This is a genomic window from Citrobacter sp. Cb041 (genome assembly GCF_030336655.1).
GTDB classification, from domain to species: Bacteria; Pseudomonadota; Gammaproteobacteria; order Enterobacterales; family Enterobacteriaceae; genus Citrobacter; species Citrobacter braakii.
The window spans coordinates 136,271-150,133 of record NZ_JAOWDD010000028.1 but is presented as its reverse complement, the minus strand read 5'-3'; the positions used below and the strand labels follow the sequence as shown (position 1 = coordinate 150,133).

Genomic DNA, 13,863 nt, shown 5'->3' with positions numbered 1-13,863 from the left:
AACAAATTTCCCAAATTATAGGAAGGGGTCTGGTGGCGGAAGTATGATATTTCGGGTGAGCGATTTTACCTGCTCACCCGTAAGTGCTACGCAGATTTCTTCAGGCAAGCGCTCATAAATTTATTACGATCATCACCTTTCAGAGACTGCTCCGTCGCCTTAACGTTACATTCACGCATTTTTTGCTGCTGCGGCGTCAGGCTCTTTTCCTCCGGCGCAGATTTACTGTTTTTCAGGCAATCACTCATATATGTCTTACGCGCATCCCCTTTTAAGGTCTGCGCCGTTGCCTGCTGATTGCAGGTGGTCATACGCTGTTGTTGCGGGGTTAAAGTCTTCTCGGCAGCACCGACGGTAGTTAAAAAAATCAGACCAAAAAGCAGCGTCATTAATAATGTAATTTTCATAGCATCCTTCTTTTCTGAACGACAACACACAGGTAAGTTTGGCTGCTAACGATAAAAATACCACCCGGCGGCAAAAGTATTGCCGCCGGGCGTCGGGTTATTTCAGTCCTAACGCCGCTTTCATGGTGTAAAACAGGTCGGTTTGATCGGTCAGACCGACCACATTCGCCGCGTGCGGGCCATAGGCTGCAATTCGCAGCTGGCTGCCGGTGTGCTCCTGAGATTCCTCTTCAGAATTGCCGTAGCTGATGACCATGACCGCGCCATCTTTGGTGTTCAGCGCCTGGGTCAGGCCTGGTGCTTTGGTATCCGGCGCGACAATCTGGCTGGCATGTGCGTGGTCAGCGGTTACCACCACCAGGGTGTTGCCATCTTTCTTCGCAAAGGCAAGCGCGCGCTGTACCGCTTCGTCCAGATCGACCGTTTCGCCAATCTGTCCGCACGGGTTGGCGGCGTGGTCCTGTTTATCGATTGACGCCCCTTCCACTTGCAGGAAGAAACCTTTCTCATTTTTGCTTAACAACTCAATCGCTTTATCCGTCATCTGCGCCAGCGTTGGCACGCTGTCGTCACGCTTTGGATTTGGCGTACAGGTCACAACCGGCTTATCCAGATTGCCATGATAAGACGCTTTCGGACCTTCCCAGCGCACGGGCATATTGCCGTCAGAGAACAGGCCCAGCAGCGGTTTATCCTGATTAGCTTCGGTAATCGCCGCCAGCGTCGCGGTATCACTCACCATCTGATAACCGCGGGCCAGGGCTTGTTCACGCAACGTTTTACCCTGCCACTCGCCTGCCGCAGCGGTTTCCGCAAACGTTTTGGCCCCGCCGCCCAGCGTAACGTCAGCCCGGGCATTCAGTAATTGTTCGGTGATGGACCCTTTACCGCCTTTTTCCAGCGCATTGGTTGGGCATTTTTCACGTGTCACGCCTGGGCCATAGCACTTACGCGAAGTCACATGGGCAACCAGCGCCGCCGGGGTAGCATCCTGCAATTCAGCGGTAGAAACGTTGCCCGTTGCCAGCCCCGCCGCTTTTGCCATTTCAAGAATTGTAGCGTGATCTTTTTCATGAATATCAACGCCCAGCGCACCATTATATGTTTTCACACCGGTGGTCCACGCCGTCGCGGATGCCGCAGAATCCGTCACATAATCGGGTTTACCCGTTTTCTTATCCAACGCATAGTGCGTGTATTGTCCGGTCAACGGTAAAGCATCAATTCCTTTAAAAAAGCCGCCTGCGCCTTCGGCATAATTTCGCGCGGCCGTTATTTCTGAGTCCCCCATCCCATCGCCAATCAATAAAATAATATTTTTGGCCGGTTTATCGCTCAGAGATTCGCGCAGAGCCGCCGTTTGATCGGCAGACAATCGGCGGGCGCCGCCCGGCGTGGTGATATCACCCTGAGCGGCACGATTATCCATAACCGCTATGGCAGAGGTTTCTGCATTAATAACCGGGGTAAACAGCAAAGGTAACAGGGCAATAGCGAGTGCGCTTTGTTTCACTTTATTTTCTCCATGTATAAATACGGTAAAATTAAAACAAAGCGACTATAAGTATTTGATGTGACACTTTTATGATAATTTGTGGATGACGCACCACGGATTACTCAAAACGCTTTTGGCACACTCTCGCCAGCGTTATGAACGTTGGTCAGAAACGCAGGCATACGGCCTTCTCCAGCCAAAGCCCCTTCAATTTGGCGAATAAATATTTGCCGATCGTTACACGTCATATTGCGCAGCATTTCGATGATTACCTGCTCCAGCGTTTCAACCTGCGCCGTCAGTTCTTGCGACTCTTCTTCTTTTTGGGCGAGCTTAAGTAACAACTCAGTAACGAGATTTTTCATTTACGTATTCCCTTAACCAAATATAGGCCACGTTATCATTAAGACTCACAACTGCCTAGAGGATGAAAGTTGTATTTTCATAAGAAATAAAACGTTTTGCGAAAACAATCACAACACAAAATAAGGGAGAAGGAGTCTTAGCGCAGAATTTCTCCATATAAAAGGATAAAGGGATTAATAATCACCTGGATATATAAATGCATAATGATGGATTAACAACGCTTGCGGGCAGCGTTGTTAATCAGGTACTCAGCGTGCGCAGCGCCGACGTCGCAACGCGATAGCCAGTTGCCAGATGTTGATAAGCACAATGCACGCCGTGGCAATAAACACCCAGCGAAAGCCCGCCATTGCCGAAACCGTTGCCCCCATTAATGGCCCGGCTACGTTGCCGAGGTACATAAATGACTGGTTATAACCAAAAATGCGCCCGGTTATCTGGTCGCTGGAGTATTTCACCAGCAGCGTCTGCACCGCGGGCAACATCGCGCCGTCGGCAAAGCCGAGCAGAAAACGTAAGATCCCCAACTGCAACGGCGTAGTGACCCATGACATGGCGAAAAACAACACGACGGCGAAGATTAACGTTGCCATTAAAATCCGCTCGGTCCCAATACGATCGCCTAATTTACCTAGCCGGGGCGCAGAAATCAGCGCCGAGATGCCCGGAACCGAAGCAATCAGCCCGCTGAGAAAGGCAATATTAGAACTGTCTGGGACCATTGATTTAATAAACAGCGCCAGAATCGGCCCAATTGAGCCGTTGCATAACTGGATCACCATCGTAGTAAAAAACAGGCTGATCACCAGCGCCGGATAAGGCAGCGAGGCAAAGACGGCCTTCCCGCTCAGGCGTTCGCTTTTTTTGATTGTCGGGCGCACACCTTCTTTGATTAAGAACAGCGTGACCAAAAAACTCACTACCAGCAAAGCCGCGGTAATACAGAATACCGCCCGTAAGCCAACGTGGTCGGCAATAAAGCCCCCCATCAGTGGTCCGCCAATAACGCCGCTAATTTGCGCCGTCGAGAGCGTACTCAGCGCCCACCCGCTGCGTTCGCGCGGAACCTGTGAGGCTACCAGCGCCATCGCATTGGGAATATAGCCAGACGTTAACCCCATGACCCCACGCAGCAGAAAAAGCTGCCAGACGTTAGTGGCAAAGGCCTGCAGTAAAATCGCAATCGCCATACCCAAAGAGGCCCGCAGCAGCATTAGCTTGCGTCCTTTACGGTCGGCTAAACTCCCCCACATCGGAGAGACGATGGCTGAAATCAGGAAGGTGACGCTAAACGTTAAGCCGGACCACATTGAGAGTGCTTCATGGGAGCTTACCCCCAGTTGGGAGATATAGAGCGGTAAAAAAGGCAGGATTTGGCTGATTGCCAGGCCGGTGAAAAAGCAACCGAACCATACGGAAATGAGGTTGACTCTCCAGGATTCCATAGGGACTCATAACGATAAGTAGCTGAAAACTGTGAGTAGCTTAACAAATTACTTAGCCAAATAAGGGTCCACAGGTGCGATATATCACAGTTTAGGATTTTATCTTCCCGCTCATCATATTTGTGATATACCTCACATCAACCCCACAATATCAGCAGGGGTTTATGCTCCGCGTCCGTTCTGCGCGTTTGCGCTTATCTGTTCATCTGTTGCCCACCAAAACAATCTGCCAGAAGCCGAGGAAACCTGCGTTTTGTCGTGGTAATGTATGTGCTTTGCATTCATGGAATGGGTTTTTAAGATGGCAAAGTTGCGGGTAGGAATCGTATTTGGTGGTAAATCAGCGGAACATGAAGTGTCATTGCAATCGGCAAAAAATATTGTCGATGCCATCGACAAGACTCGCTTTGACGTTGTGCTGTTAGGTATTGATAAGCAAGGACAATGGCACATTAGCGATGCCAGTAACTATCTGCTCAATTCAGATGATCCAGCGCATATTGCGCTGCGTCCTTCCGCGACCAGCCTGGCTCAGGTCCCGGGTAAACAAGAGCACCAGTTGATCGATGCGCAAAACGGTCAGCCACTGCCAACGGTCGATGTTATTTTCCCGATCGTACACGGCACGTTGGGTGAAGATGGCTCTCTGCAGGGTATGCTGCGCGTGGCGAATCTGCCGTTCGTCGGTTCTGATGTCCTGGGTTCTGCGGCCTGTATGGATAAAGACGTGACCAAACGTCTACTGCGCGATGCCGGATTAAACATCGCGCCATTTATTACGCTCACTCGCGCTAATCGCAACCGCATCAGCTTTGCCGAGGTGGAATCCCGCCTTGGCCTGCCGCTGTTTGTGAAACCAGCCAACCAGGGCTCGTCCGTTGGCGTCAGTAAAGTGACCAGCGAAGCGCAATACGATCAGGCCGTCGCGCTGGCATTTGAATTCGACCATAAAGTCGTGGTGGAGCAAGGGATCAAGGGCCGCGAGATCGAATGCGCGGTGCTGGGCAACGATCAACCGCAGGCCAGTACCTGTGGCGAGATCGTGCTGAACAGTGATTTTTACGCTTACGACACCAAATACATTGACGATAACGGTGCCAAAGTGGTTGTTCCGGCAGCGATCGCACCGGAAGTTAACGATAAGATCCGCGACATTGCTATTCAGGCTTATCAGGCGCTGGGCTGCGCCGGTATGGCGCGCGTGGACGTTTTCTTAACCGCAGAGAACGATGTTGTGATCAATGAGATCAACACGCTGCCGGGCTTTACCAACATCAGCATGTATCCAAAATTGTGGCAGGCGAGCGGCTTAGGCTATACCGATTTGATCACTCGCCTGATCGAACTGGCGCTGGAACGTCATGCGGCGGATAGCGCGTTGAAAACCAGTATGTAAACCCGCCTGGATGCCTGATCGAGAGCTATTGGGCATCCTTTGCTTCTTCTTCATCTTCCACGCGGCGACGGATAATTAATCCGGCCAGCCAAAAGCTAATCACCCACGTCACCAACCCCACCGCATAGGTCTGCCATCCCTGCGCTTCAAAACCCAGTAAGCCGACCACACCGTTCAGAATAAAGATAAGCCCAATAGCGAAGGCATAGTAGTGCCAGTCTCGGCGAATTTTAACAGGCAGGTTCATAACGGCTCCGGTGGAAATACAACGTGAAAGCGCATCCTCGCACATTTCCTCATAGACATCTGTGGCCTGTGCGGAATTTCTGAAATGTAACTTGATTTCACTTAAGGTTAAGTAATTGTGACAATCAGCAAAAAACCGAGATCCAGGAATAATCTCTACCTGAAATTACCATCATTCTGATATTGACATTGCCGATCACCTGTCAGACTCACTGTCAGTTCCAGGCATCACGTCAAAAAAGCAGGTTATTTCCGGAGGTCTTTATGGCTGATTTTACGCTCTCAAAATCCCTGTTTAAGGGCAAGCATCGGGATACCTCCTCCCTGCCCGGCAACATTGCGTATGCCATATTTGTGCTGTTTTGCTTTTGGGCAGGCGCGCAGGTTTTAAATCTGTTGGCCCACGCTCCCGGCATCTATGAACAGCTGATGCAGTTGCAAATGCAAGAGACAGGACGCCCACGAGTTGAAATTGGCTTAGGCGTCGGTACCCTTTTTGGGCTGGTCCCTTTCCTTGCCGGAAGTCTGATTCTTGGCGCCATCGCGGCATTCGTGCGCTGGCGCCGCCGTCATCATAATGATGACTGACCCATACATTTCGCTCGACGATCGTCCACGCGTTTCGCAAACCACGCGGTAGTCAGATTACGTGTAATCTTCGGGCTTTCCAGCTGAATGCCTGGCAGCATTTCACGGGGTAGCGCTTTCCCAGTCTTCGCCTCCGCCAGCTTATAGACCTTCTCGTACAGCGCGGTATCCTCAAAGGCCAGGCTGTCACCTTTTTGCAGTTGACGGTGGATCTCACTCTCGCTCATCCCCAGCTTTCCGGCCAGTTTACGTACCGCCAGCTCGGTTTTGCCCGGCTCGCTGCTGCCGTAGAGAATCAAGTCACCATCCATCGCCAGCTTCACTCCGCTGGCTTTACTGACCGCATTCTGGAAAGCTGCATTGCGGCTGGCATACCATCCCGCATTGAAATCGGCGAAACGGAAGATTGGCGCGCTGTAATTCGCCGGGTAGTTAAGCAGATGATACGTACCGAACCACAGCCCACCGCGGCGGCTGAACACTTCCTGACGAACTGTTCCCGCCATTTTCCACGGATACCCATCGGCGTGCTGTTCGGCAAACGCGATACTGACCTGCATTGGCCCACCGGTATGTACCGGATTAAGCGAACCAAACAGCGTCTGCCCCATCGGTACCATATTGATAAAATCATCAAAAATGGCGCTAAGCTGTTTTTCCGTTTTCACCGTATCCAGACGCTCGCTGTAGCTTTTCCCCGTTGGCGAGTTAATCTTCAGTGCGGTATGCACCACAAACTGCGGGATATGCATACGCTCGGCGCGCCGGTCGATCTCTTTCCAGGCGATTTTACTTAAGTTTGGAACGGCCGGATCCGCCTGATAGTTTGACTCCTGTTGCGCAACCGCCAGCACCGAACAGATATTTTCAACCGTCGGCGCCAGCTTCTGGCTTTCAAACGTCTTCGCTAAATCCTGCGCCCATGCGTCCCGGTCTTTCACGCTGGCGGGCATTTTCTGGCGCACCACGCTCGCCACATCGACGGCTTTCTCCCCTTTTTTTAGCGGCTGCGCGGGTTGGCTACTACATCCCACCAGCACCAGAGCGGCCAGACCGGACAAGGGGTAAAGACGGGAAACCGTCGACATAACATCTCCTTTTTTATTAACTAAGCGTATGGGTAACTTCCTGAATATCCTGGCCATCAAGCTCACGTTCAAAGCTGCGCAGACGCTTATAAATAGACATCAGTTCGACTAACGTTGTCCAGGAGTTAATCAAATACTGGAACGAACCGCGCACCTGGCCAAACACGTTGGTGATTTGCGTCATCAGGCCGAGCGTAATCGTACCGGCAACAATCGACGGGAACAGCAGGAACAAGCCGAAAACGTTATCAACCTGCAGGTATAGAATACGGGCGATATTGAAGTACATATAGTGAAAATAGAGGCGGAAATAGTTCTGGCGCACCGCATGGAACAGTTCACGCACCGTCGGCGGGGTCGCACGATTAGCGTCATCTTCGCCGTAAACCAGTTCTTTACGGTAGGCCGCTTCCACGCGCTGGTTTTTAAACTCCAGCCCCGGAAGTTTGATGCCGACTACCGCCAGCAAGCCGGTTCCCATCAACGACCAGACAATCGCGGCAATCACCAGGCCATAAGGAACATGTCCAACAATTGGCAGGTCCGGCACATGGGCTGAGAGAGTGACCAGGACAGGTAAGAAGGCAATCAGCGTCATAATCGCATTGATAAAGCTGACCCCCATATTTTCAAGCGTGGAGGCAAAACGCATGGTATCTTCCTGCACACGCTGCGCCGCGCCTTCGATATGACGCAGATGCTGCCAGTGCGCCATATAGTGTTCGTTCATTGCGGTACGCCAGCGGAATACATAGTGGCTGACGAAGAAGTTGTTCATCACCCCAATGACCACGGCAATCAGCGCAATGCCAAGAAAGATGCCTACTTCATGATAGAACTGCTCAATCTTCACCTTATGCGGCGCACTCAACGCGGACTGAATCAGATCATAGAATGGCGCATACCAGGCGTTGACGGCGACGCCAACTTCAACCAGAAACCAGGTCACGAAAATAATCAGCGACGTGCCCAGTATGGACCAGTACTGCCAGCGGTGCGGGCTGTAGATAAACCAGAACAGCGCGAACACACCAACACAAAGAATGTAATACGCATAAAAAATCAGGTAATCCAGCGACCAGAATCGGGCCGCGCTAATCGGTACGTCTCCCGACGCGCCGGTAATATGTGCAACCCAGGCTCCCCCTCCTCCTTGCCAGAATACAACGGCGACCAGTGCCCAAATAAATGCCGAAATAAAGAACGGCCCCGGCTTTGGGAAAAAAGACTTAAACATAGTGCTCTCCTGCTAACTTCTTATCGTTATGACGACTGCTGTGTATTTGCCACCGTGGAGTGCGGTGGCCAGACGGCTTACGCCCAAAAACACAAGCTGAAACCGACAAGTGTGACCAAAACCGCGGCACTTAGTTCGCACCCGGGTATGAAGAATTGTTTCTGTGATTTTCACACTCGACAACGTTCCAGCAAGTGCAGATTATCACAGCGTGAGATCACAAAAGCGAACATCCGTAATCCGGGAAACGCTCGCGTTTACTCATCGTTACGTTTTTCACACTATCATTGGCTGATAAGCGCTTTGCAATACGCCGATGAGTAGTATAAATACGCATACGCACGACATCCTTTTTCACTTTCTCTAACTCATGGACACCACCGTTGAAACGTAGTCTGCTTTTTTCTGCCGCGCTGTGTGCGGCGTCATTGACATCTGTCCAGGCGGCACAGCCTATAACCGATCCGGTCTTCGCCTCTGATATCGTCGATCGTTATGCCGACCATATATTTTACGGCAGCGGTGCTACGGGGATGGCGCTCGTGGTGATTGATGGTAACCAGCGCGTATTTCGCAGCTTCGGCGAAACACGCCCTGGCAATAACGTTCATCCGCAGCTGGATTCCGTTATTCGAATTGCCTCTATTACTAAATTAATGACCAGCGAAATGCTGGTGAAATTACTCGATCAGGGTACGGTTAAACTCAACGATCCATTGAGCAAATATGCGCCGCCTGGCGCGCGCGTGCCAACTTATCAGGGCACGCCGATTACGCTGGTGAATCTGGCGACGCATACCAGCGCGCTACCGCGCGAACAACCTGGCGGTGCGGCGAAGCGCCCAGTGTTTGTCTGGCCAACCCGTGAACAGCGCTGGAGCTATCTCTCAACCGCCACGCTTAAAACCGCACCGGGCTCGCAGGCTTCTTATTCCAACCTGGCGTTTGACCTGCTGGCCGATGCGCTAGGAACCGCATCCGGAAAGCCTTATCCGCAGCTGTTTGAAGAAAAAATTACCCGTCCGCTGGGGATGAAAGACACCACCTTTACCCCATCCCCCGATCAATGCAGACGCCTGATGGTCGCGGAAAAAGGCGCCAGTCCTTGCAACAATACCCTGGCGGCAATGGGCAGCGGCGGTGTTTATTCAACGCCCGGCGATATGATGCGCTGGATGCAGCAGTATCTCTCATCTGATTTTTACCATCGTAGCCAGCAGGCCGACCGTATGCAGACGCTGATTTATCAGCGTACGCAGTTAACCAAAGTGATAGGGATGGATGTTCCGGGTAGAGCCGATGCGCTGGGTTTGGGCTGGGTCTATATGGCGCCGAAGAATGGGCGACCAGGAATTATTCAAAAAACTGGTGGCGGCGGCGGCTTCATTACCTATATGGCGATGATCCCGCAGCAAAACGTCGGGGCATTTATCGTGGTGACCCGCTCTCCGCTAACCCGCTTTACCAATATGAGCGACGGTATCAACGATCTGGTTGCAGAGCTGAGCGGGAACAAACCGCAGGTTATTCCTGCATCCTGACTTAATACTCAAAAGGCAAACGGTTAATGCTCACCAGTTTGCCTTTATTCATTTCAATGTAACCACCTTTACGCAATGCCGCGAGAACCTCAGCGACAACTGAGCGTGAAATTCGTGTGCGTTGGTGAATATAGTTCATGACGCCGATACGCGAACGCAGTACGTCGTCCCATTTCGTCATGGATATCAGCGTCGCACGGATCTGATCGTAGGAGTTATTGCCGATCAGTTGCAGATCGCGCAACTCAAACATGGAGTTTTGCCATGCCAGCCAGCAAAAGGCTTCACGCCAAAGCTGGCATTGTTCAATTATATTTATCGTTTGCGAAGCAGGCAGGTGGTATCCTGTACAATTACTTTCGGTTATTAATTTGTATTGTACATCTGTTTTCATCACGCCATCAGAAAGGCCCATAATAAAAGGTGCCTGTGCAATCCCGACCAGCACGCTTTCCCCTCTACGCAAGGAAACAACACCACTTAAAATAACGAAAGTATCATCACTATTAATATCACCGGAATAAATTATTTCTTTATCGTTCTCGCACTCAAAGTGTTTACCATATTTCGCTAAACATTTATCAAGCTTACCAAACTCAAGAAGAGGTTTATTTGAAGATAGCATGTGCGCATTCCTTGCAATAAATGCCCGTCAAATCCGTGACGGGCATTATTCTAAATTAAATTACCTTTTATTTCTCTGCGAGAAAGTTGTTACCAGGTATATTTAACACCAACGTTTGCAGACCAGTCTTGATCGACATCACCGCCACCGAGGTAATTAGCATCGGTGTACGCGCTGAAGTTCTTGGTGAAGCTGAACTGAGTACCCAGCCCAACGCGTACCGCAGAACCTTCTACGCCGTTGTCGATAGAATCACCGTTTACATCAGAATCGTTGTTAGAGTCGTCGTAAACGTAGGCCAGTTTGAAGTACGGGGTCAGCGCCTGGTCATCGCTGTAGGCGAAGGTATAACCCGCATCTACACCAAGTTCATAACGCATGCTGTCATAAGACTGACCGTCAACTTTCATGTCGTTGCTCAGCTTATAGTCATCACCAGACTGGAACAGACCGGATACGCTACCGTAAGGGGTTACGTAACCTGCGTCACCCAGCTTCAGGTCATAACCCAGTTTCAAGCCAAAGCCCCAGGCATCAGAAGAGGTGCTGCCATCAACATACTGACCGTTGCTCATGCTGGCAGAAAGATCGTTGTTGAAGTGGGAGTAGCTTAAGTTACTGTCAACAAAGATGTTGTTCGCAAAACGAGCAGAAGAGTAGATATAGGCAGTCTGGCTATCCTGATCTACCTGACCGGTACGATCACTCATGTCACCTTTCGCGAAGCCTGCCGCAGCACCGACAATCCACTTAGCGTTGTTACCATCGATTTTGGAATCAACACCGACCATGATGCCGTTAACATCCTGATCATAGTTAATGTTGCCGTTATCCGCATCGAAGCTGCCGCCGAAGTAGCTCACCCATGCACCACCGTTATCTACCAGGCCATGACGCGCGTTAGTCAGACGAGTACCAACGGTGTCTTGTTCCAGGTTCCAGATATTGGTGTTGGCAGACGGAATGCTCAGCGCCATGTTCGCGTAGTCGGTCAGCTCCATCTGCTGCAGAACAACGGTGTTACCCTGCTGCTGAGCCTGATAGGTGTAAGCACCCAGGTCTGCTTTGTTGGCTGCAGAGAAGGTTGCGGTGCTGTTCGTGTCGTTAACGTAGATCAGCTCGTTACCGTTGTAATCAGCAACAGAACCTGCGCCAGTGGCGTTATCGATGCGAACTTTATAGTTACCGGTTGCCGCTGCTACGTGATCACCGTAGTTATCAACTTCAGACTGATCGCCTGAGGTGTCGGAATCGCCGTTACCGTTGATAGTCAGATGACCATCAGAGTTCATCGCGATCACGCCATAACCGTAGTTAGCCTGGCGCGTATCGTTGGTACGATCGTTGGTCAGGTCAGCATTCAACACATAGTTAGCGCTGTTGATGTCGAAAACACCCGCATTAACATGGTTGTAAGCATCGGTGTAGCTGGTTAGATTCAGGGTATCAACCTGCAGCGCGTTTCCGGTGCTGTTGCCCACATCCAGAACGCCGTTGTTGGTGACGTTAATGGTATTGGCATACAGCGCGGCATTAAGCACATTCCAGCCGGCAGAGACATCATCAGCAATCGTTACGGTACTGTTGTCAATAGACAGCGTATTAGTCGCAACACGACCATCTTCATTGATGTTCAGTGCGGAAGCACCGCTCAGAGTGATGGAGTCAGAAACCAGCGCAGAATCGCCCACGTTGACAACGGAACCGCTGTTGATGCTCAGAGTGTCAATCAGAGAAGTTTTGGTGGTATCCCACTGGGAAGCGCCGTTCAGCGTCACGTTGAACAGACCGCTCTGATAAACGGTATTGCCAACCACATGACCATTTTCGTCATAAGAGGTTGTGTCGCTATCGATACCGTAGGTTGAAGAAGGCCACAAGCTGTTGGCAGCGATATCAATCAGCGTAGCGGTGGCTTCAGTGCCCTCAGCATAGCTTTCGTAAACGCCATCACCATCAACGTCAACCTGATGGACGGACATTGCCGCACCAACCCACTTGCTGCCGTGGTTCAGGGTCAGATCCAGACGGTCAGTACCATCCCAGCCGTTGGTATCCAGATCGGCATCAGTATCACGGTAAGTATCAGCACCGTTCGGGAAGAAGTTCTCATCAAAGTTGCTGGAGAACAGCACATCGCCCATCAGCGTAGCGTTATCAAACGTGGCGGTGGTCTGCATCGCGTTATCTGCATCGGGATGAGCAATAACCGCCAATGCGATATCATTCGCGTTCCAACCGTTACCGTTGTAGTCGCTCGCATTGCTGGTGTTACCAAACCAGCCGGATCTTCCTTCATCAGACCAGGAACCGGAGGTCAGGGTCGAATCGGTAACAGCGATAGTGTTGTTAAACACTTCGCCGCTGTTTACGCCGGTGATGACGGTATTATCGTCAATATCTTCCCACTCATAACCCTGAGTCAGGGTAATACCCGCGACGTGAGAGTTGTTGGAGATAGACAGATCAACTTCTTGATCCAGAGTGATAGCCGTACCCAGGTTATAAACGTCGACAACGTGCGTATCAGCCACGTCATTATAGGTACCGTTGTAGGTATAATGTTCGTAGTTGTCATCGATAGTGGAGTTGATGACGTTCATCGCCAGACGATCGTAATAATAGTCGGTACCCGTACGGTTAGTACAATCCGTGGTCATACATTCGGATGTCACCATACCGTGAATGGTACTGTTTTTAATCGTCAGGCTGTTATAATTGCCGTTGGTTGACAGTCCATCATCCAGATAATAAGTAGAAATAACGCCGTTGACAGTAGCGTTATTGATTACCGGATAAATATCACCGTTATAAATACTATCAGTGCCGTAATTGTTCCAACCGACATAGCCATCGAAGTAAACGTCATCAACATGTGATGCGTCATTATAATGGGTGAACGTTGTGTACGTCGTCCCAGAAATATCAGTAGAAGCATTCGCCTGAGAAGTGATTGCCAAAGTACAGGCTAATGCTAATTGTGAGACTACAAGTTTCTTTTTCCAAGTGTGCATTTGTCATCCCTCCTCAGGGACGTAATATAGTTGATCCATCAATTATCAATGCAAAGAAAACATTTTATGTTTCGCGGGGACGATTATGCGGTTTCACAAAGGAAAGGTTCAATTATTCTTTGCTAGTCGTCCGAAACCGGACAACACTACGAATACCCTCGCCTCTGACACAAAAGACAAAAAAACTCATTCTTTCAATGAAATATCTCACAAGATATTTCTGAAACATATAATTAATAAATAACTTAGCACTCACCTAAACAAATAAACAATAAATGAAATGGAATTATTTCCACATCTATAAAAATAAACGCATCGATATTTAAAATAATAAAATAGAAACAAACAAAATAATGAATATGAATAATTTGCCATAAATGTGAATAAATTGCTCTAATGATTCAGCCTTCCACGA

At 50.1% G+C, this 13,863-nt stretch carries 12 protein-coding genes; 3 read left to right on the top strand and 9 right to left on the bottom strand.

Going from position 1 to position 13,863, the window contains the following annotated elements; all coding sequences use genetic code 11:
* Positions 1 to 86 precede the first annotated feature (86 nt).
* From psiF to OGV52_RS03235, 4 genes are all read right to left on the bottom strand, one after another.
* Positions 87 to 407, bottom strand: coding sequence for a phosphate starvation-inducible protein PsiF (gene psiF / locus OGV52_RS03250; protein WP_003830956.1), 321 nt, complete (start codon positions 405 to 407; stop codon positions 87 to 89).
* A gap of 97 nt (positions 408 to 504) precedes the next feature.
* On the bottom strand, positions 505 to 1,920 hold the full coding sequence (gene phoA / locus OGV52_RS03245) for an alkaline phosphatase (protein ID WP_019076143.1): 1,416 nt from the start codon (positions 1,918 to 1,920) through the stop codon (positions 505 to 507).
* A 104-nt stretch (positions 1,921 to 2,024) separates the two neighbouring features.
* Positions 2,025 to 2,267, bottom strand: a complete 243-nt coding sequence (locus OGV52_RS03240; RefSeq protein WP_016152002.1) for a sigma-S stabilization anti-adapter protein IraP — start codon at positions 2,265 to 2,267, stop codon at positions 2,025 to 2,027.
* A gap of 249 nt (positions 2,268 to 2,516) precedes the next feature.
* A complete protein-coding gene (locus tag OGV52_RS03235) occupies positions 2,517 to 3,713 on the bottom strand; it encodes a multidrug efflux MFS transporter (protein WP_046275379.1) in 1,197 nt (398 codons plus the stop codon).
* Between the two features lie 301 nt (positions 3,714 to 4,014).
* On the opposite strand from OGV52_RS03235, the gene ddlA reads away from it, so the two are divergent.
* Positions 4,015 to 5,109 (top strand): D-alanine--D-alanine ligase, encoded by a 1,095-nt coding sequence (gene ddlA / locus OGV52_RS03230; RefSeq protein ID WP_103766482.1) that lies wholly within the window; start codon positions 4,015 to 4,017, stop codon positions 5,107 to 5,109.
* Positions 5,110 to 5,134: 25 nt separating this feature from the next.
* On the opposite strand, the gene OGV52_RS03225 is transcribed toward ddlA, so the two are convergent.
* Positions 5,135 to 5,356 (bottom strand): DUF2754 domain-containing protein, encoded by a 222-nt coding sequence (locus tag OGV52_RS03225; protein WP_019076140.1) that lies wholly within the window; start codon positions 5,354 to 5,356, stop codon positions 5,135 to 5,137.
* A gap of 263 nt (positions 5,357 to 5,619) precedes the next feature.
* Between OGV52_RS03225 and OGV52_RS03220 the strand changes: the two genes are divergently transcribed.
* On the top strand, positions 5,620 to 5,943 hold the full coding sequence (locus OGV52_RS03220; RefSeq protein ID WP_287108079.1) for a DUF2755 family protein: 324 nt from the start codon (positions 5,620 to 5,622) through the stop codon (positions 5,941 to 5,943).
* Here OGV52_RS03220 and OGV52_RS03215 read toward each other — a convergent pair.
* Both OGV52_RS03215 and sbmA read right to left on the bottom strand, forming a co-directional pair.
* Entirely contained in the window at positions 5,928 to 7,031 is a 1,104-nt protein-coding gene (locus OGV52_RS03215; RefSeq protein WP_019076139.1) for a DUF1615 domain-containing protein, read from the bottom strand. The genes OGV52_RS03220 and OGV52_RS03215 overlap by 16 nt on opposite strands.
* Positions 7,032 to 7,047: 16 nt before the next feature.
* Positions 7,048 to 8,268: a peptide antibiotic transporter SbmA gene (gene sbmA, locus OGV52_RS03210; RefSeq protein ID WP_049282012.1), complete on the bottom strand. Its 1,221-nt coding sequence runs from the start codon at positions 8,266 to 8,268 to the stop codon at positions 7,048 to 7,050.
* 383 nt (positions 8,269 to 8,651) lie between these two features.
* Here sbmA and ampH point away from each other — a divergent pair, with 383 nt between their 5' ends.
* Positions 8,652 to 9,809 (top strand): D-alanyl-D-alanine-carboxypeptidase/endopeptidase AmpH, encoded by a 1,158-nt coding sequence (ampH, locus tag OGV52_RS03205; protein ID WP_047497838.1) that lies wholly within the window; start codon positions 8,652 to 8,654, stop codon positions 9,807 to 9,809.
* Position 9,810: 1 nt separating this feature from the next.
* Here ampH and iprA read toward each other — a convergent pair whose 3' ends face one another.
* Positions 9,811 to 10,434 (bottom strand): hydrogen peroxide resistance inhibitor IprA, encoded by a 624-nt coding sequence (iprA, locus tag OGV52_RS03200; RefSeq protein ID WP_047497841.1) that lies wholly within the window; start codon positions 10,432 to 10,434, stop codon positions 9,811 to 9,813.
* An 89-nt stretch (positions 10,435 to 10,523) separates the two neighbouring features.
* Positions 10,524 to 13,448, bottom strand: coding sequence for an autotransporter adhesin EhaB (ehaB, locus tag OGV52_RS03195; protein ID WP_287108077.1), 2,925 nt, complete (start codon positions 13,446 to 13,448; stop codon positions 10,524 to 10,526).
* Positions 13,449 to 13,863: the final 415 nt, after the last annotated feature.